This window comes from Streptomyces sp. NPDC091282 (genome assembly GCF_044757385.1).
GTDB classification, from domain to species: Bacteria; Actinomycetota; Actinomycetes; order Streptomycetales; family Streptomycetaceae; genus Streptomyces; species Streptomyces gramineus.
This window is the reverse complement of sequence record NZ_JBIVUX010000004.1, coordinates 624,598-642,619: the sequence shown is the minus strand read 5'-3', so window position 1 is coordinate 642,619 and position 18,022 is coordinate 624,598. Positions and strand designations below refer to the sequence as shown.

Sequence of the window (18,022 nt, the reverse complement as noted above, 5' to 3'; positions counted from 1 at the left end):
GGCCGTCACTCTCGGAGCCATCCATGAATGAGGAAAAGAAGCCGGCCGAGATGCCCCGGCGTCGATTCGTCACATTCTCGGGCGCCATGGGCGCCGCCGCGTTCCTGGCCGGTACGGCGGCGGCCGGCAGCGCCGCCGCGGCGGCGGGCCCGGTGCCCACCGACCCCGATTACGGTTCGTGCTCCACGCCGCCGCCGGGAGGTGCCGCCCCCTGCCCGCCCGCGCAGATGCAGTCGCTGTGCGGCAGTCCCGCCGACAAGGACCCGCTGTGGCAGGACGTCCAGTACTGCGCGAACGGCACGGTCCCGCCGCCGCCGCAGCCCAAGCCCGAGTGCCTCAGGACGACCGCGAACTACGTCGTGCTGCACGGGAAGCCGGAGAACCACCACAACTATCTGCTGCTTCCGACCTGCCGGATCACGGGTATCGAGTGTCCGTTCATCGAGACTTCCGCGGCGCCGAACTACTGGAACGAGGCGTGGCAGACGGCGAGAAGCGGCGGCAGCGTCCCGGTGCAGTACGGCGATATCGGCCTGGGCATCAATGCGCAGGGCGCCCGGCGTTACAACCAGCTCCATATTCACATGGCCGGTATCAGGCCGAGTACCCAGCGGCGGCTGCAGGAGCTCGAATCCATGGGCCGCATGGCCACCCAGCCCTCGCACTGGGCGGATCCGGCCAACCAGGCGGCCGTCTCGGGTCCTTCCGGTGCCGGTGACCGCACGTACCGCATCCTCAGGCTGCCGAATCTCACGCAGAACCTCTTCACCCTGCTGTACCAGAACGTGGTGCGGCCGCAGGGGCTGAACATGGCCAACCAGACGCTGATCGTCGTTCCGAAGATGACCGCCGCCGGTTTCGCCCAGGAGTTCTACGTCCTCAACAGCGACACGTCACTGCACGACGGGACGAGCACCTGCGACTACCTGCTCGTCTACACCTGATCCGCCAGGGCTACGCCCCGGGAATCACATATGCCCCTCTTACGCCATCTGATGACAATTGCCCTCAGATGGCGTAATCTGGTCCTCGATCAAGTCCTTGATCCGTGACGCACCCGGATCGAGCCGGGTCGGCCGCCGCGCGCCACAGCGGCGCGCGCACTGACCGGCGGCCGCTCGCCGAGACCCGGACGAGAGATGTGGACCTGCCATGGACGTGCATCATCTGTTCATCGGGGGCACGTGGACACCGCCGGCCGGTACCGGCACCCTCACGGCGACGTCCGCCAGCACCGGGGACCGGCTGGGGACGGTGCCGGAGGCGGTCGACGCGGACGTCGACGCCGCCGTCCGCGCGGCCCGTACCGCGTTCGACGCACCCGGCGGCTGGCCGGAGTGGGAGCCCGGGCGCCGCGCCGCGGCCATGACCCGGCTCGCCGACGAACTCGACTCCCTCAGCGGCAAGATCGCGGCTCTCTCCAGCGCGCAGAGCGGCTGCCCGATCTCCGTCAACCAGTTCTTCGACGGCATGGCACCGGCCGCGCTGCTGCGCTACTACGCCGCCCAGGCGGGCGCCGTCGCGGCGGAGGAGCGCCGCGCGGGAGTCCCCGGCGGCAGCACGCTGGTGAGGCGGGTGCCCCGCGGCGTCGTCGCGGCCGTCGTGCCCTGGAACTTCCCGCAGACCATCGCCTTCTTCAAGATCGCCCCGGCCCTGGCGGCCGGTTGCACGATCGTCCTGAAACCCGCCCCGCAGACCGTGCTGGACTCGGCCCTTCTCGCCGAGGCTCTGCAGACGGCGGACTTCCCGCCCGGGGTGATCAACATCGTGCCCGGCGGATCCGGGCCGGGGGCCCGCCTGGTCGCCCACCCGGGCGTGGACATGGTGTCCTTCACCGGGTCGACCGCCGCGGGCCGGACCGTCGCCGAGGTCTGCGCGGGGCTGATGCGGCCCGTGACGCTGGAGCTGGGCGGCAAGTCGGCGGCGGTCGTCCTCGACGACGCCGACCTCGCCGCCCACGCCGAACAGCTCTTCCTGTCCTGCCTGGTGAACAACGGGCAGGCCTGCTACGCGAGCACCCGGATCCTGGCCCCGGCCCGCAGGTACGCCGAAGTGGTCGAGTTCTTCTCGGAGATGGCGAGGACCGCCGTGATCGGTGACGCCCTGTGCGCCGCCACCCGGATCGGGCCGCTGGTCAGCGCCGGGCAACGGGACCGGGTCGAGGGGTTCATCGGCAGGGCGTCCGCCGAGGGGGCCCGGCTCACCGCCGGCGGCGGACGGCCGCCGGGGTTCGACCGGGGCTGGTTCGTCGAGCCGACAGTCTTCGCGGACGTGGAGCCGTCGCACACCATCTGGCGGGAGGAGATCTTCGGGCCGGTGCTGTCCGTGACGCCCTACGACGGCGAGAACGAGGCGGTGGCCCTCGCCAACGACTCCCCGTACGGACTGGCCGGCACCGTGTGGACCGCGGACACGGACCGCGGCGACCGGATCGCGCGCCGGATGCGGACCGGAACGGTGGGCGTCAACGGCTACCAGCCGGACGTGGCCTCCCCGTTCGGAGGCTGGAAGGCGAGCGGCCTCGGCACCGAACTGGGCCCCGAGGCGATCGGGCACCACCAGCGGCTCCAGTCGGTCTACCACCCCTGAGCCCTGCCCTGGGGTTCCGAACAGCAGCCGCCCCGCGCACACCGGCTCCCCGGCCCGCCGCGCCCCGCGCCGGCCCCCGTCGACGACAGCGGTCAGCGCGGTCCGGCCTTGAGCAGGTCGGCCGCCCGCTCCGCGATCATGATGGTGGCCGCGTTGATGTTCCCGCTGGGGATCGCGGGCATCACCGAGGCGTCCACGACCCGGAGTCCGGCCACACCGTGCACGCGAAGGCAAGGGTCGACCACCGCACCGATCGCACAGGTGCCGACCCCGTGGTACGACGACTGCCCCCGCCGCCGGGCGTGCGCGCGCAGCGCCTCGGTGTCGGTGGCACCGGCGGGCAGGGCGAGGCCCTTCACGTACCGGGCGAACGGCTCCCGCGCGGCGATCTCCAGGGACGCCCGCAGCCCGGCCACGGTCATGTCCAGGTCCGACCGCTCCGTGAAGTAGCCGGGATCGAGGTGCGGCGGGGCCGACGGGTCGGCCGAACGCAGCCGCAGCCGGCCACGGGCGGCCGGGCGGGTGACGACGGTCTGCATGCTGAAGTTCGGCAACGGCAGGGAGAACCGGCCGTGGTCGACGAAGGCCGTGGGGCCGCCCATGAACTGCACGTCCGCCGTCCCGCCGCCGGTGACGGAGAGGAACCCGCCGACCTCGGCGCCGTTGGAGGCGAACGGTCCGCCCAGACCCCGGCGCCACCGCTCCATGTTGTGCGGACTCGCCAGCTCCAGAAGGTCGGTGGAACCGCGCGTGGCCCACACCAGCGGCACCATCACGTGGTCGTGCAGGTTCTCGCCGACACCCGGCAGGTCGGCGACGACACCGATGCCGAGGTCACGCAGGTGCCCGCCCGGTCCTACGCCGGAGAGCATCAGCAGCTTCGGCGAGTTGACCACGCCGCCGCTGAGCAGGACCTCCCGTTCGGCGCGGACCGTGTGCACAGCTCCGTCGGCGCGGAACTCGACGCCGACGGCGCGTCCGCCCTCGACGAGAACGCGGGTGGCCTCGGCGTCCGTCCTGACGGTGAGCCCCGGACGGTCCAGGGCGGGCCGCAGGTAGGCGTCGGCCGCGGACCGGCGCACGCCGCGGCAGCAGGTCACCTGGTACCTGCCCGACCCGAGCTGGGAGGCGCCGTTGAAGTCTTCGGTGGGATCCAGGCCCCAGTCCGCCGCGGCCTCGGTCCAGGCCTTCGACAGCTCATGGGTGAACATCCGGTCCTCGACGTGCAGCGGGCCGGCCGTCCCGTGCGGCGGACCGGTGAACCGGCTGTTGCGCTCGGCCCTGACGAAGTACGGGAGCACGGAGGCGAAATCCCATCCGGTGGCCCCGCCCGCCGCCCAGCCGTCGAAGTCCTCGCGGCTCCCCCGGATGTAGATCATGAGGTTGATGGCCGAGGACCCGCCGAGGGTGCGCCCGCGGGGGAAGTACGCCGAACCCTGGTAAGAAGGCTGCGGATCCAGCTCGTACCCCCAGTCCACGTCCGACCCGAACAGCGTGCCGAAGAGGGCAGGCACCCGGATGGCGTCCGCGTCGTCGGCCGGGCCCGCCTCCAGGAGGAGCACCCGCGCCTCGGGATCCTCGGTCAGCCGGTGGGCGAGCGTACAGCCGGCACTTCCCGCACCGACGATCACATAGTGGAACGACATCATGTGACGGTCCTTTCGGCGACGGTCACGCCCGGCTTCCGGCCCCCGGGCCGATGTGGTTCGCGACCGCCTCGAAGAGGAAGGCGCCCTCGTCGACCAGGGCCTCCTGGGGCAGGTCGAGCGTGCCGTCGATGGTGTTGCGCAGCAGCTGGCTCACGCCGCCCACCACGGCGACGGACTTCGCCCGGATGTCGGTCCGCGGGTCGACCGGGCCCTCGTGCAGCAGCGAGCGCACGATCTCGTCCATCCGTCTCAGGCCCCGCTGCCGGGCGCGGGCGGTGGCGGGGCCCGCGACCAGTGCCTCGATCAGCTGGAGCCTGCCCTTGCGCGGGTCCGACATCATGTTGTCGACGAGGACCCGCAGCACGTCCCTGGCCTGCTCGTCGCGCGGACGGCCGGTGCCGACGCAGGCCGCGATCCTGGGCAGCTGCTCGTCCCACATGGCCTCGACGACGGCCGCCATCAGCTCGTCCAGCGAGGCGAAACTCTCGGCGAAGTACCGGTCCTGGAGCCCGGAACGGCGCAGCACCGCCCTGATGCTCGTGCGGGCGAAGCCCTGGGTGGAGAACAGCTCGAAGGCACTGTCCATCAGGCGCCGGCGCCGCAGCGCGACCCGCTCCTCCGCGGTCAGACCGCCGTAGGTCCTCATGACAGGCACCCTCCCGGGCCGGAACTCCAGCGGCGGCAGGCACGCCGGCCGCTTCGCTCCCACTGCACACATTTTACTCATTTGATGACATATGCCTCCACATGCGGCGCGACGTCCGCGGGCCCGTCGCCGCGCCGGACTTCCCTCCAGTCCGACCAGTCGGTATGTTCTGGATGCCCGGACCGCAGTGCCGCGGTCCGGGATTCCGGCGTACGACGGAGGGCGCATGTCCGAGCACGAGCCGCGGGTCCACGGTCACTGCGAGCCGCGTTTCGCGGCGGTACGGGAAGCCTTCGAGGAGAACTTCCGGGACCGGGGAGAGCTGGGCGCCGCCGTGGCGGTGACGGTCGGCGGCGAGACGGTCGTGGACCTGTGGGGCGGCTGGGCGGACCCGGATCACAGCCGGCCCTGGGAGCGGGACACCCTGGTGAACGTCTGGTCCACGACCAAGGGCCCGGTCGCCCTGTGCGCGCACATCCTGGCCGACCGGCGGCTGCTGGACCTCGACGCGCCGGTGGCCGACTACTGGCCGGAGTTCGCGGCGGCCGGCAAGGAGCGGGTCCTGGTCCGCCATCTGCTGTCGCACCGCGCCGGACTGTCGGGACTGCGCGAGCCGCACTCCCTCCGGCAGCTGTACGACTGGGAGTTGACGACGGCGCGGCTGGCGGCGACGGAGCCGTGGTGGGAGCCGGGCACCCGGTCCGGGTACCACGCCCTCACCTACGGGTTCCTGGTCGGCGAGGTGGTACGCCGGGTGTCGGGGCTGCTGCCGGGGGCTTTTTTGGAGCGGGAGGTGACCGGTCCGCTCGGCATCGACTTCACCGTCGGACTGCCCGAGAAGGAGGCCGGCCGGGCGGCCGTGCTGGATCATCCGCGGGTCACCTCCGCCAGCGAACAGGCCGCGATCTTCAGCCAGTTGGCACCGGCGGCGGTGGCGGCCCTGGCCAACCCCGGAGTGGGCGCCGCCGCGGCCAACACGGCGGAGTGGCGGGCGGCGGAGATCCCGGCGGCCAACGGTCACGGCACGGCCAGGGCGGTCGCGGCGCTGTACGGCGTGTTCGCGGGCCGGGGCGAGTTCGGCGGCCTGCGGCTGCTGTCGCCGGAGGCCGCCGAGCGGGTGCGCGAGGGCCAGGGCAGCTGCCGTGACCTGGTGCTGGGGGCCGGTTTCGCGCACGAGACCGAGGTGGCGCTCGGCCTGTGGCTCAGCGGGCGGAACGGCTCCTACGGGCCGAACCCGCGCGCGTTCGGGCACGACGGGTTCGGCGGTTCGTGCGGGCTGGCCGACCCGGAGGCGGGGGTTTCGCTGGGTTACGTGATGAACCGGATGGGGCCGGCGATCGCGGACGATCCGCGGAAGACGGCCCTGGTGACCGCCCTCTACGCGTGCCTGTGAGGCCGGTCCGGTTTCGGCCGAACCTGCCGGCCGCCCTTCCCTGATGGTTTAGACCAATGCTAGATGTGGTCGCGCAATGAGCCCGCACGGCTACGTCTTGTCACCAACAGGAGGCGCGGCATGGCCCGCACCACCCACCACGACCACTCCGAGAACGAAGGGCAGCCCCTGTACGGGCAGATCGCGACACAGCTGCTCGGCGAGCTGCGCGCCGGCACCATCCCGCCCGGCGAACGGCTGCCCGGGGAGAGACAGCTGGCCCAGCACTTCGGGGTCAGCCGGGAGACCGTCCGGCAGGCGCTGGACGTGCTGCGGCACAGCGGCCTGGTCGCCACCGACCGGCGGGGCAGCCACGCCACCCTGCACGGCCGGCCGGTGGAGAGCCCGGTCTCCCTGGCGTTCCCGGTGGGCGCCGGCACCACGGAGCACGGCGCCGTCGACCGCGCCACGGTGACCTGGGAGGAGCCGCCGCCGGAACACGCGGCGGCCCTTGGGCTCGCGCCGCACCGGCCGACCCTGGTCCACCGCTACGAGTCCGCCGCTCCCGACGGCCGCGCCCTGCGCACGGCGGTGACCTCCTTCTCGACCGTCGCCCTGGCCGAGGTGGAGGAGCTGGGCCGCTACCGGGACCGCGCCGACGGCGCGGCCGCCGCCCAGCTGCGCCGGGCCTACGACTGGATGCGCAAGGCCGGCCTCACCCTGCACCACCGGGACTCGATCAGCCACGTCGCGGACGCGGCCTCGGTCCTGGTGACACGCCGGGTGCACGACCAGTACGCCCGCCCGCTGGAGATCACCGACCTCGTGGTCGACGCCGAGCAGGACACCCTGGTCTACGAGTTCACGGTGCCGGCGGCGGGCTGACCCGTACCGGCCGTCCTGGCCACGACGAGCCGGGCGCGCGGGCTGCCGTCGGCCCGCCGCCCGAACCCGGGCAGCGCGCGCAGCTCCACCGCGAACCCGGCCCGCTCCAGCTCCCGCAGCACGGTGGAGAGCCTGAAGGCCCGGTAGTACATGACGAACGGCGGCCGCCACAGGGCGTTGCGCACCCGCATCACGGCGTCGAAGCCGAGCAGGGCCCAGAACCCGGGCCCTGAGGGGCGGGGCGGTGCCGGCACCGGGAAGGCGAAGGCGCCGTCCGGCCGCAGGACCGAGTGGACCTGCCGGAAGAGGCCGGGCAGTTCACCGGGCAGGAAGTGCCCGAACGCCCCGAAGCTGACGACCAGGTCGAAGGCGGGCCCGAACGGCAGGGCCCGGGCGTCCGCACGCACCCAGCGGACGTCCGGCCCGTCGGGCGGGGGCAGCCGCCGGGCGACGTCGAGCATGCCCGCGCTGAAGTCGACGCCGGTGACGCTGTTCCCGCACACCTGGGCCAGTACGTCCAGTCCCGCGCCGGTGCCGCAGCACAGGTCCAGGCCGTCCGTGAACGGACCGAGCGGGGCGAGCGCCTTGGCGACGGACTCCAGGATCGGGTCCGGGGTCCGGAAGGGCGTGTGGTCGAACTTCGGGGCCAGCAGGTCGTAGCCGCGCTCGACCGAGGACAGGGCCTGGACGGTGAGCTCGCGAAGACTCGGGCCATCGGGGCTGAACATCCGGCCAGCCTACGGGAGCCGCCCGCGCCCGGCACCGCGAAGGCGCGGGCTGGGCGTCAGTTCCTGAGCTGCTCCAGGGTGGACTTGGTGTCCGTCTTCAGCCAGCCGGTCACCTCGTCGAGGGTGGGCGGGTCGGTGTCGCTGCCGTACGACGAGAAGTAGGCGCTGTAGCTCATCGTGTACGTCATCCAGCCGTCCCGTACCGCGAGGGTGGCGTACCGCGAACCGCTGGTGGTGGAGCCGCTGCTGGTGTCCTCGGTGACCAGGTAGGCCTCGTCGCCGATGCCCTGCACCGGGCTCACGTCGTAGTCGGTGTGGCTGTCGCCGTAGTTCTTCCAGGCGGCCGTGAACTCCGGTCCCGGATCGGTCTTCTTGTGCAGGTCCACCTGGAGGGCGAGGTAGGCGTCCGTGTAGCTGGATCCGGTCTTCTTGAGGCTGACGCTGCAGGAACTCTCGTCCAGGGCCGGGTCCTTCAGCGCGTTCTTCGTCGGCGCCGAGTCGTCGTCGGGATACTCGTCCTTGAACGAGGAGTAGTCGGCGCCGGAGCAGAGGTTCGCGGGCGCGCGGTAGCCGCGCAGGTCCGCGCCGTCGCCGAGACCGCCGGTGAGGAAGAGGGCGGCCGCCCAGCCCGCGGAGGCCACCACCGCGCCGACGACCGCCCACAGCACCGCTCTGCCGGCCGCGTTCCCGCCGGCCGGCGGAGGTGCGACCGGCGGCGGATAGCCGTAACCGGGCGGCACGGCATAGGGGTTGTCCTGCTGCGGGGGCGGCGCGGGCTGGTTGACCACGGTCGGCTGGGCGTAGGGGTTCTGCGGCGGCGACTGCGGGTTCGGGTACGGGTAGGCGGTCGGCCGGGGCGGGTTCGCCGGCGGCTGCTCCGGCGGCTGTGGAGGCGGCGAGGGCTGCTCGGGGATCGGCGGCGGCTGCTGCGGGGAGGACGGCGGCTGCGGTGGCGTGGACATGTCGTGAAGATAAGGCATTACCCGACATCGCGTCCCCGTCCCGGCCGCGACCGTTATCGATTGCGGACATCCGTCGCCGCGCCATGACCTGTCTGCCGTAAGGAAGTTGATGGCACATCAGGCGGACAGGGAGGTCCCCAGGCGCACCGGAAGGGTGTGGACGCTGTTGCCGACGAAGCTGGCTTCGCGGGCGAGGTCCTCCTCGGGTACGGCCAGGTCGAGGTCGGGGAAGCGGTCGAAGAGCCGCTCCAGGGCCACGGTGGCCTCCAGCCGGGCCAGCGGGGCACCCAGGCAGTAGTGGGCGCCGTGTCCGAGGGAGAGGCTGCGCACGGCGTCGGGGCGGGCGGGCCGGGTGACGTCGAACCGGTCGGCGTCCGGGCCGTGCGCGGCCGGGTCGCGGCCGGCGGCGGAGTAGCCGGCCAGGACCGGAGTGCCGGCCGGGATGACGGTGCCGCCGAGGTCCAGGTCCCGCACGGGGTAGCGGAACGGGAAGTAGCTGACCGGCGCGTCCCAGCGCAGCGTCTCCTCCACCACGTCCGCCCAGCTCGCCGCGGAGCCGCGGACCAGGTCGAGCTGGTCGCGGTGGCCGCACAGGGCGCGCACGGCGTTGGTGATCAGGTTGAGGGTGGTCTCGTGCCCGGCGATGATCATGAGCACCAGGGTGCCGATCAGCTCCTCCTGGCCGAGCCGGTCGCCCTCCTCGTCGCGGGCGGCGATCAGGGCGCTGGTGAGGTCGTCGCCGGGCCGTTCGGCACGGGACGCGGCGACGGCGGCGAGGACGGCGACCAGTTCCCGGTTGGCGGCGACGGCCTGGGCCGGTTCGATGCCGGTGGCCACGACCTGGCTGGTCAGCTGGTGCAGCCGGAGCTGGAACTCCTCGTCCACGCCCAGGAGTTCACTGATCACGCCCATCGGCAGCGGCAGCGCGAAGTGCCGGCGCAGGTCGGCCACGCCGTCCACCGCGGCCCGCTCCAGGCCGTCGAGCAGGGTCGCGGTCAACTCCTCCACCCGGGGCCGCAGTTCCTCGACCCGGCGGGGTGTGAAGGCCCGGGAGACCAGTCCGCGCAGCCTGCGGTGGTCCTCGCCGTCCGCGGTGGTCATGCCCCGTACGGTGGCGAAGGTCAGCAGCGGCCAGCCGGCCGGGATGCGGCCCTCCCGCAGCTCGGTGAAGTGCCGGGCGTCCTTGGCGACTTCGGGATGCTGAAGGAACTCCCTGAGCTCGTCGTGGCCGAGGACGGCCATGCCCTCGACCCCGCCGGGCAGGACGACGGGCGTCACGGCTCCGCGCGCCAGCAGCCTGGCGTTGTCGGCGTGCGGGCAGCCGCCCGCGGGGTCCGGACGGTGCGGCTCGGGCGAGGTCTCCACCGGGACTCCTGACGGGGCACGGGACGCGGGCACCGCCGATCGTAGGCGCACCGGGGCCGCCGTGACCCGGGGTTCCCGGCCACTCGGGTCCGGGATCCGGCCCGGGAATACCGGCGGCCGGTGCCATGTTGACCGGCATGGAACTCCGGGTATAGTGCGAACAGCACCTGTGATCGCCCCGTTGCCGGGCGCCGGTGCCGGATTCCTCTCCTCCAGCCGCTTCGGCCCGCTCTCGATCGGCCCGTCGGCTTCTTCGCACCACCTCGCGACCAGGGCTTTCCCTGCCGTTCCCGAGGTGCCGTTCCCGCCGCACGGAGGCCTGTGCGCACGCCTCTCCCCCGCGGCCCCTCCCCCTCTCTCTCGCTCGTCTCCCGTCCTCGAAAGGACCACCTCCCATGACCACCACACTCGAACCTCCCGTACGGCAGCAGGCCGGCGACGCCGTCCGGCCCGTCACCGGCGTCCTCGACATCGACGCGGCAGGGAAGGGGCACCTGCGGGCCCCGACCTGCCTGCCCTCCCCGGCCGACCCGCAGGTCCCCGCCGCGCTGATCCGCCGTCACGGCCTGCGCCGGGGCGATCTCGTCGACGGCGTCCGGGGCGGCCGGGCCGCCCTGACCGAGGTCACGCGCGTCAACGGCCGTGCGCCCGAGGCGCTGCGCGGCCGCCGTCACTTCCGCGACCTGACCCCGCTGCACCCGCACGAGCGGATCCGTCTCGAACACCCCGCCGCCGGGCTCGCCGGACGGCTCACCGACCTGTTCGCCCCCGTCGGCAAGGGCCAGCGCGGGCTGATCGTGGCCCCGCCGAAGACCGGCAAGACCGTGCTGCTCCAGCAGTACGCGGCCGCCGTCGCCGGCAACCACCCGGAGTGCCACCTCATGGTGCTGCTGCTCGACGAGCGCCCCGAGGAAGTAACCGACATGCGACGCTCGGTCCGCGGCGAGGTGTACGCCTCCACCTTCGACCGGCCCGCCAAGGAACACATCGCCCTCGCCGAACTCGTCGTCGAGCGGGCCAAGCGGCTCGTCGAGGACGGCCGGGACGTCGTCATCCTGCTCGACTCGCTGACCCGGCTGTGCCGGGCCCACAACAACGCGGCCGCCTCGAACGGCCGTACCCTCAGCGGCGGCGTCGACGCCGGCGCGCTGATCGGACCCAAGCGGTTCTTCGGGGCCGCCCGCAAGGCCGAGGAGGGCGGCTCGCTCACCATCCTCGCCACCGCCTTGGTGGACACCGGCTCCCGCGCCGACGGCTACTTCTTCGAGGAGCTGAAGAGCACCGGCAACATGGAGCTGCGGCTGGACCGCGACGTGGCCTCCCGCCGGGTCTTCCCGGCCGTGGACCTCGGCCCCTCCGGCACCCGCCGCGAGGAACTCCTGCTCACCCCTGCCGAGTTGACCGCCGTACACGGACTGCGCCGGGCCCTGCGGAGCCGGGAGGGCGGCCCCCTCGGCCTGGAGACCCTTCTGGAGCGGCTGCGCGAGACGCCGGACAACGCCGCCTTCCTGCGCCGCGTCCGGCCGACCCTGCCGGCGGGCTGACACCGGAGCCGGACGTCAGTCGTCCGGGTTGCTCGACGCGTCCGTCCGGCCCAGGCTGCGCGCCGGACACGCACTCCCTTCCTACGTTGACCGTATGACGATCGGATTCTCTGCCCGTGGTGCCCGCCGCCGAGCCGCGGTGTCGACCTGCGCCCTGTGTGTGACGGGTGTGCTGGCACTGGCGTCCGGCACGGCCGCAGCCGGCCCCGCGGCACTCGACCCGGCGCCGCCCCGGAGTGCGGCGGTGCCCGGCCCGTCCCTGCTCTTCCACTCCGGCGTCCAGGTCCGGCCGCACTCCGGGGTGCCCGAGGTCCCGGACGTCTCCGCGCTCTCCTGGGTGATCGCCGACGCGGCCAGCGGCCAGGTCCTGGCGGCGAACGAGGCCCATCGCGCGCTGCCCCCGGCCAGCACGCTCAAGACGCTGTTCGCGCTGACCGTGCTGCCGGTGCTGCCGGCCGGTCTGCAGCACCGGGTGACACCGCAGGAACTGGCGGACGTCGAGGAGGGCAGCAGCCTGGTCGGCGTCCAGGAGGGCCACACCTACCGGGTGGCCGACCTGTGGCGCGGGGTCTTCCTCAGCTCAGGAAACGACGCCGTGCACGTCCTGGCCGCGCTCGACGGGGGCTGGGACCGCACCGTCTCCCTGATGCAGGCCAAGGCACGCACCCTCGGCGCCCTCGACACCCACGTCGAGTCCCCCGACGGCTACGACGCGCCGGGACAGGTCTCCTCCGCGTTCGACCTGGCGGTGTTCGGCCGGGCCGGGCTGCGCAATGCGGACTTCGCACGGTACTGCTCGACCGCCTCGGCCCAGTTCCCGACCGGCGACGGCTGGACGTTCGGCATCCAGAACACCAACCGGCTGCTGACCGGCGAGGACGGAACGCCGCGCTACCCCGGCATGATCGGGATCAAGAACGGCTACACCACCAACGCCGGCAACACCCTGGTCGCCGCCGCCCGGCGGGACGGGCGCACCTTGATCGTGACGCTGATGAACCCCCAGGACGGCGGCGTGTACGACGAGGCCCGTCAACTGCTCGACTGGGGTTTCGAGGCGGCCGGGCGGGTCGACCCGGTGGGTTCGCTGGACGCCCTGCGGGCCAAGCCCCGGCCCCGGCCGGGACCGAGCACCGTACCGGTGGCGGCAGCCGCCACGCCGGACGACGGCTCCGACTGGTCCGGCACCGCCATCGCGGCGGGCGTCGCGGTGCTCGGCGCGGGCGCGGTGAGCCTCGCGATCCGGCTCAGGGGCGCGCGCTCCGGGCGGGCCTGACCGGTCGGCAGGCCGAGCAGCAGCCCCAGCGTGATCCAGGTGTAGAGGTTGCTGCCGAGGAAGCCGTCGACGCCCGAGGCGTCGTCGAACCACAGCCACACCACGCTGGTGCACATCACCGCGTAGAGGGCGCCCGCGATCCGCGGGTGTCCCGCCCGCGCCAGCAGCACGAACGCGGGCAGCGTCCACACCAGGTGGTGCACCCAGGTGATCGGGCTGACCAGGCAGGCGGCGAGCCCGGTGAGCGCGAAGGCGGCCGTCCAGTCCTCGGCCGCCACCGCCCTGCGGGTCCGCCACGCCCACACGGCGAGGGTGATCAGCACGGCGGACGCCCACAGCGGCTTGTCGGGGTGGCCGAGCCGGGCCAGGACGCCCTGCAGCGACTGGTTGGACACGTAGTCGAGCCGTCCGACCCGGCTGGTGTCCCACAGCGCCCGCGTCCAGTAGAAGCGGGAGGCGCGCGGGTCGGCCCAGGCGGCGAGTCCGGTGGCGGCGAGCGCCACCGCCGTGGCGGTCGCCGCCGCCCGCCACCGGCGGGCGAGCAGCAGCATGCCGATGAAGAGCGCCGGGGTGAGCTTGACGGCGGCGGCGAGTCCGATCCCGGCGCCCGCCCAGCGCCCGCGTCCGCTGCGCAGCAGACAGCAGTCGCCGAGGACCAGGGCGAGCAGCACGAGGTTCACCTGGCCGAAGCTGAAGGTGTCCCGCAGTGGCTCGAACAGCGCCAGCCCGCACAGGGCCAGCGCCCACCGGTACCAGCCCCAGCGCCGCCAGCCGGGCCCGGCCATGATGCGCAGCACGAAGGCCAGCGCCGCCAGGTTGACCAGCAGCGAGGCCGCGATGGCCAGGTGCAGGCCGACCAGCGCCATGGGCAGCATGCCGACGGCGGCGAACGGCGGATAGGTGAAGCCGTACTCCGTGCCGGGCACCCGGTAGTCGTAGATCCGGCCGCCGTGGTGCACCCAGGTGTGCACGGTGCCGTAGTAGACGCGCAGGTCGAACCAGTCGCGCAGCAGCGGCACGGTGGCGGTGAACACGGTCACGGCGGTGACGAGGACCAGGACGAGCAGCAGTCTCCCCCGGTCGGTGCGCGGTCCTCTCATGCCGTGCGTCCCACGGCCGGGGCCTGCGCGGCCTGGTGGGCCTGCCACAGCACGACCACGCCGAGCACCCCGCCGGAGACGGCGAGGACCAGCTGGCCGACGTCGGCCGGGCCGCCGCTGGGCAGCACCGCGAGCGCGAGCACCCCGGTGACGGCGGCCACCCGGTGCCGTACCGAGGTGCTGGGCGCGGCCGCCGCTATCAGGAACAGGCCCCAGATGGCGTACCAGGGGCGGATCGCCGGTCCGAAGGCGGCGACCGCGGCGAGGCTCAGGCCGAGCGCGTAGACCGGGCGCGGCCGCAGCCGGACCCATATCAGCAGCACAGTCACCGCCGTGAGCGCCAGCCCCAGCAGATGCCAGGCCGGGACGGCCAGCGGCGCCAGGTCGCTGCCGAGGTGTGCGAGGAGCGCGCCGGTGGCCCGGCCGAGCAGGCTGCTGAGCGCCCAGTTGTGGGCGGAGACGGGCGTGTCGAGCGCTCCTATCCAGCCGTAGCCGGTTCCCGCCACCGCGGTCGCGGCCACCGTCGTGGCGCCGGCCGCTGCGGCCGTCAGCAGGGACGCGGCGACCGGGCTGCGGCCCCTGCGCGCCTGGACGACGACGATCGCCAGCAGGCCGAGTGCGGCCGGTGCCTTCACCAGCGCCGCGAGCGTGACGAGCACGGCGCCGAGGACCGGCCAGCGGCCGAGCGCCGCGACCAGGCCGAGGCCCAGCAGACCGAGCATGATCGCGTCGTTGTGGGCGCCGGCGACCAGGTGCAGCAGCACCAGCGGGTTGAGGGCGCCGAGCCAGAGCGCGGCGGCCGGATCGGCGCCGCTGTGCCGGGCCAGCCGGGGCAGCGCGGCCGCCATCAGGCCGACGCCGAGCAGGGCGACCAGCCGCATGCCGAACAGCCCGGCGGGCAGTTCGCCCCGGGTGAGTCCGGACAGCAGCGAGGCGACGCCCATGAAGGCGGGGCCGTACGGGGCGGCGGTGTTCTGCCAGACCGGGGCGACCTCGTCGGCCAGCGGTCCGCCGAGCTGCGCGGGTCCCGCCGTGTAGACGTCCATGTGCGCGTCGACCATCGCGCCCTGCGCGAGGTAGCTGTACACGTCCCGGCTGAACAGCGGGGGCGCGAGCAGCAGCGGGGCCGCCCAGACGGCGAGGACCAGCAACAGCTGGCGCGGGGTGGGTGGTTCGCCGCCGCGGACCAGGCGGCCCAGCAGCAGCCAGGCCGCGATGAGCAGCACCACGCCGAAGTAGACGCCGACGAGCCCGAACGCCGCCTGCACGGAGCTGGGCGCGAGCAGGTCCTGAACGGGGAGGGCGCCGGCTGTCTCACCTCCCAGGGCGAGGAACGCGGTACCGGCCAGGCCCAGGACCTGGCAGCGGCGGAGATCGACGGGGAAAGCCATGGCCAACACTGGGTCAGCGTGTCAAGGACGGGTGGCCAGAAAGCGACGGGGCGTTTTCCTGGGGGCGGCCTGCTTGTTACCTGTGTACGGTGCGCCCGGAACCTAGAACACCGACAGGCCGGTCAGCGTGGTGAACCTGTCCAGCGCGGCCACGCCCGCGACCGAGTTGCCGCGCTCGTCCAGCCCCGGGCTCCACACGCAGATCGCGCAACGGCCCGGCACCACCGCGATGATGCCGCCGCCCACCCCGCTCTTGCCGGGCAGTCCCACCCGGTACGCGAAGTCGCCGGCCGCGTCGTACGTGCCGCAGGTCAGCATGACCGCGTTGACCTGCTTGGCCTGGCTGCGGGTGAGCAGCCGGCTGCCGTCGGCCCGGATGCCGTGGCGGGCCAGGAACGTGGTCGCCAGGGCGAGGTCGGCGCAGGACGCGGCGACGGAGCACTGGCGGAAGTACTGGTCGAGCAGGACCGGTACGTCGTTGTCGATGTTGCCGTAGGAGGCCATGAAGTGGGCCAGGGCGGCGTTGCGGTCGCCGTGCTGGGACTCGGAGGCGGCCACGCCCTTGTCGAAGTCCAGGCCGGTGTTGCCGCTCTCGGCGCGCAGGAAGGCGAGGAGTTCGCCGGCCGCGTCCCCGCTGCGGGTCTGCAGCCGGTCGGTGACGACGAGGGCGCCCGCGTTGATGAACGGGTTGCGCGGGATGCCGTTCTCGTACTCCAGCTGGACCAGGGAGTTGAAGGGGTTGCCGGAGGGTTCGCGGCCGACGTGCTCCCAGAGTTCGTCGCCCTCGCGGCCCAGGTCGAGGGCGAGGGTGAAGACCTTGGTGATGGACTGCGTGGAGAACGGCTGCCGCCAGTCGCCCACGCCGTGGACGGTGCCGTCCAGCTCGGCCACGGCCATGCCGAAGCTGCGCGGGTCGCAGGCGGCGAGCGCCGGTATGTAGTCGGCGGGCCGCCCGCGGCCGGGCGTCCGCTCGATCTCGTCCGCGATCCGCTCCAGGACCGGCAGGAAGGCCGGTGACGACGACATCGACATGATCACCATTGTGCCCCCGTGCCGGTCCCGGCGCGTGCCCGCGGCTCAGACGAGGGGCTGGGCGCTGCCGGCGACGACCTCGGGCCGCAGCAGGGCGGCCAGCCGTTCGGCCGGCAACAGGCCCTTCTCCAGGACGAGTTCCGCCACGCCCCGGCCGGTGGCGAGCGCCTCCTTGGCGATGTCGGTGGCCGCGGTGTACCCGATGTACGGGTTGAGGGCGGTGACCAGGCCGATGGAGTTCTCGACCGTGGCGCGCAGCACCTCGGTGTTGGCGGTGATGCCGTCGACGCACCGCTCGGCCAGGGTCAGGCAGGCGTTGCGCAGGTGCGTGATGCTCTCCGACAGGGAGTGCAGGATGATCGGCTCGAACGCGTTGAGCTGGAGCTGTCCGGCCTCGGCGGCCATGGTGATGGCGACGTCGTTGCCGATGACCTCGAAGGCGACCTGGTTGACGACCTCGGGGATCACCGGGTTGACCTTGCCGGGCATGATCGAGGAACCGGCCTGTACGGGCGGCAGGTTGATCTCGCCGAGTCCGGCGCGGGGGCCGGAGGAGAGCAGCCGCAGGTCGTTGCAGCTCTTGGAGAGCTTGACGGCGATCCGCTTCAGCACACCGGACATCTGCACGAACGCGCCGCAGTCCTGGGTGGCCTCCACCAGGTTCGCGGCGGTGACCAGGGGCAGTCCGGTGATCTCGGCGAGGTGGCGGCGGGCCGACTCGGCGTATCCGGCGGGCGCGTTGAGGCCGGTGCCGATGGCGGTGGCGCCGAGGTTGATCTCGTGGATCAGCTCGACGGCCTCGCCGAGACGGGAACGGTCCTCGTCGATCATGACGGCGAAGGTGGAGAACTCCTGGCCGAGCGTCATGGGCACCGCGTCCTGCAACTGGGTGCGGCCCATCTTCAGCACGTCACGGAACTCGACGGCCTTGCGGCCGAAGGCGTCCTGGAGCACGGCCATCGCCCGGAGCAGTCCGCGGACCGCGAAGACCGTCGCGATCTTGACGGCGGTCGGGTAGACGTCGTTGGTGGACTGGCCGAGGTTGACGTCCTCGTTGGGGTGCAGGTGCCCGTACTCCCCCTTGCGGTGTCCCATCAGTTCCAGCGCCCGGTTGGCGACGACCTCGTTGGCGTTCATGTTCGTCGACGTCCCCGCGCCGCCCTGGATGACGTCGACGACGAACTGGTCGTGCAGCTTGCCGGAGCGGATCTCCCGGCAGGCGGCGACGATCGCGGCGGCCTTCGCGGGCGCCAGCAGCCCCAGCTCCTCGTTGGCGAGGGCGGCGGCCTCCTTGACGGCGGCCAGCGCGTCGATCAGATGCGGGTAGGCGGAGATCGGCGTGCCGGTGATGGGGAAGTTCTCGGTGGCGCGCAGGGTGTGCACACCCCAGTAGGCGTCGGCGGGCACGTCACGGTCGCCGAGCAGGTCGTGCTCGCTGCGAAAAGTCATGGAAAAACGATTCCTCTTCGGGATCTTCGGAAGG

14 protein-coding genes and 1 pseudogene are annotated in these 18,022 nt (G+C 73.0%); 6 read left to right on the top strand and 9 right to left on the bottom strand.

The window, feature by feature from the left end:
• Positions 1-23: 23 nt before the first annotated feature.
• Together ACIQOE_RS21745 and ACIQOE_RS21740 are read left to right on the top strand one after the other, a co-directional pair.
• The gene (locus ACIQOE_RS21745; protein ID WP_401413060.1) at positions 24-944 is read left to right on the top strand and encodes a CDP-diacylglycerol diphosphatase; all 921 of its coding nucleotides are present in this window, start codon (positions 24-26) and stop codon (positions 942-944) included.
• 208 nt (positions 945-1,152) lie between these two features.
• Positions 1,153-2,589 (top strand): aldehyde dehydrogenase, encoded by a 1,437-nt coding sequence (locus ACIQOE_RS21740; RefSeq protein WP_401413058.1) that lies wholly within the window; start codon positions 1,153-1,155, stop codon positions 2,587-2,589.
• A gap of 92 nt (positions 2,590-2,681) precedes the next feature.
• Here the strand turns inward: ACIQOE_RS21740 and ACIQOE_RS21735 are convergent, their stop codons facing one another.
• Together ACIQOE_RS21735 and ACIQOE_RS21730 are read right to left on the bottom strand one after the other, a co-directional pair.
• A complete protein-coding gene (locus ACIQOE_RS21735) occupies positions 2,682-4,238 on the bottom strand; it encodes a GMC family oxidoreductase (RefSeq protein WP_401413056.1) in 1,557 nt (518 codons plus the stop codon).
• A gap of 22 nt (positions 4,239-4,260) precedes the next feature.
• Entirely contained in the window at positions 4,261-4,884 is a 624-nt protein-coding gene (locus tag ACIQOE_RS21730) for a TetR/AcrR family transcriptional regulator (protein ID WP_365554316.1), read from the bottom strand.
• A gap of 226 nt (positions 4,885-5,110) precedes the next feature.
• Here ACIQOE_RS21730 and ACIQOE_RS21725 point away from each other — a divergent pair, with 226 nt between their 5' ends.
• Together ACIQOE_RS21725 and ACIQOE_RS21720 are read left to right on the top strand one after the other, a co-directional pair.
• Positions 5,111-6,277 (top strand): serine hydrolase domain-containing protein, encoded by a 1,167-nt coding sequence (locus ACIQOE_RS21725; RefSeq protein WP_365554313.1) that lies wholly within the window; start codon positions 5,111-5,113, stop codon positions 6,275-6,277.
• A gap of 120 nt (positions 6,278-6,397) precedes the next feature.
• Positions 6,398-7,141: a GntR family transcriptional regulator gene (locus tag ACIQOE_RS21720; protein ID WP_351322719.1), complete on the top strand. Its 744-nt coding sequence runs from the start codon at positions 6,398-6,400 to the stop codon at positions 7,139-7,141.
• Here ACIQOE_RS21720 and ACIQOE_RS21715 read toward each other — a convergent pair.
• The 3 genes from ACIQOE_RS21715 to ACIQOE_RS21705 all read right to left on the bottom strand — a co-directional run bounded on the left by ACIQOE_RS21715 (position 7,111) and on the right by ACIQOE_RS21705 (position 10,196).
• Positions 7,111-7,869: a class I SAM-dependent methyltransferase gene (locus ACIQOE_RS21715; protein ID WP_351322717.1), complete on the bottom strand. Its 759-nt coding sequence runs from the start codon at positions 7,867-7,869 to the stop codon at positions 7,111-7,113. The two genes, ACIQOE_RS21720 and ACIQOE_RS21715, sit on opposite strands and share 31 nt — an antisense overlap.
• A gap of 56 nt (positions 7,870-7,925) precedes the next feature.
• On the bottom strand, positions 7,926-8,831 hold the full coding sequence (locus ACIQOE_RS21710) for a hypothetical protein (RefSeq protein WP_401413053.1): 906 nt from the start codon (positions 8,829-8,831) through the stop codon (positions 7,926-7,928).
• A 117-nt stretch (positions 8,832-8,948) separates the two neighbouring features.
• Entirely contained in the window at positions 8,949-10,196 is a 1,248-nt protein-coding gene (locus ACIQOE_RS21705) for a cytochrome P450 (protein WP_401413051.1), read from the bottom strand.
• A 395-nt stretch (positions 10,197-10,591) separates the two neighbouring features.
• On the opposite strand from ACIQOE_RS21705, the gene rho reads away from it, so the two are divergent.
• Complete coding sequence (gene rho / locus ACIQOE_RS21700) at positions 10,592-11,740, top strand: transcription termination factor Rho (RefSeq protein ID WP_362642443.1); 1,149 nt, start codon at positions 10,592-10,594, stop codon at positions 11,738-11,740.
• Between the two features lie 94 nt (positions 11,741-11,834).
• Positions 11,835-12,731: pseudogene (locus ACIQOE_RS21695) on the top strand (D-alanyl-D-alanine carboxypeptidase family protein); the annotation flags it as partial.
• A 41-nt stretch (positions 12,732-12,772) separates the two neighbouring features.
• On the opposite strand, the gene ACIQOE_RS21690 reads toward ACIQOE_RS21695, so the two are convergent.
• The 4 genes from ACIQOE_RS21690 to aspA all read right to left on the bottom strand — a co-directional run bounded on the left by ACIQOE_RS21690 (position 12,773) and on the right by aspA (position 17,988).
• Complete coding sequence (locus tag ACIQOE_RS21690) at positions 12,773-14,116, bottom strand: glycosyltransferase 87 family protein (protein WP_401413049.1); 1,344 nt, start codon at positions 14,114-14,116, stop codon at positions 12,773-12,775.
• Complete coding sequence (mptB, locus tag ACIQOE_RS21685) at positions 14,113-15,507, bottom strand: polyprenol phosphomannose-dependent alpha 1,6 mannosyltransferase MptB (protein ID WP_351322706.1); 1,395 nt, start codon at positions 15,505-15,507, stop codon at positions 14,113-14,115. The genes ACIQOE_RS21690 and mptB overlap by 4 nt, the downstream gene beginning before the upstream one ends.
• Before the next feature lie 102 nt (positions 15,508-15,609).
• Positions 15,610-16,548, bottom strand: coding sequence for a glutaminase (locus ACIQOE_RS21680; RefSeq protein ID WP_351322703.1), 939 nt, complete (start codon positions 16,546-16,548; stop codon positions 15,610-15,612).
• A 36-nt stretch (positions 16,549-16,584) separates the two neighbouring features.
• Complete coding sequence (gene aspA, locus ACIQOE_RS21675) at positions 16,585-17,988, bottom strand: aspartate ammonia-lyase (protein ID WP_351322701.1); 1,404 nt, start codon at positions 17,986-17,988, stop codon at positions 16,585-16,587.
• Positions 17,989-18,022 lie beyond the last annotated feature (34 nt).

Coding starts and splice junctions, on each gene's coding strand:
- ACIQOE_RS21745 (WP_401413060.1), top strand. CDS start 24: ATGAATGAGGAAAAGAAGCCGGCCGAGATGCCCCGGCGTCGATTCGTC.
- ACIQOE_RS21740 (WP_401413058.1), top strand. CDS start 1,153: ATGGACGTGCATCATCTGTTCATCGGGGGCACGTGGACACCGCCGGCC.
- ACIQOE_RS21735 (WP_401413056.1), bottom strand. CDS start 4,238: ATGATGTCGTTCCACTATGTGATCGTCGGTGCGGGAAGTGCCGGCTGT.
- ACIQOE_RS21730 (WP_365554316.1), bottom strand. CDS start 4,884: ATGAGGACCTACGGCGGTCTGACCGCGGAGGAGCGGGTCGCGCTGCGG.
- ACIQOE_RS21725 (WP_365554313.1), top strand. CDS start 5,111: ATGTCCGAGCACGAGCCGCGGGTCCACGGTCACTGCGAGCCGCGTTTC.
- ACIQOE_RS21720 (WP_351322719.1), top strand. CDS start 6,398: ATGGCCCGCACCACCCACCACGACCACTCCGAGAACGAAGGGCAGCCC.
- ACIQOE_RS21715 (WP_351322717.1), bottom strand. CDS start 7,869: ATGTTCAGCCCCGATGGCCCGAGTCTTCGCGAGCTCACCGTCCAGGCC.
- ACIQOE_RS21710 (WP_401413053.1), bottom strand. CDS start 8,831: ATGTCCACGCCACCGCAGCCGCCGTCCTCCCCGCAGCAGCCGCCGCCG.
- rho (WP_362642443.1), top strand. CDS start 10,592: ATGACCACCACACTCGAACCTCCCGTACGGCAGCAGGCCGGCGACGCC.
- ACIQOE_RS21690 (WP_401413049.1), bottom strand. CDS start 14,116: ATGAGAGGACCGCGCACCGACCGGGGGAGACTGCTGCTCGTCCTGGTC.
- mptB (WP_351322706.1), bottom strand. CDS start 15,507: ATGGCTTTCCCCGTCGATCTCCGCCGCTGCCAGGTCCTGGGCCTGGCC.
- ACIQOE_RS21680 (WP_351322703.1), bottom strand. CDS start 16,548: ATGGTGATCATGTCGATGTCGTCGTCACCGGCCTTCCTGCCGGTCCTG.
- aspA (WP_351322701.1), bottom strand. CDS start 17,988: ATGACTTTTCGCAGCGAGCACGACCTGCTCGGCGACCGTGACGTGCCC.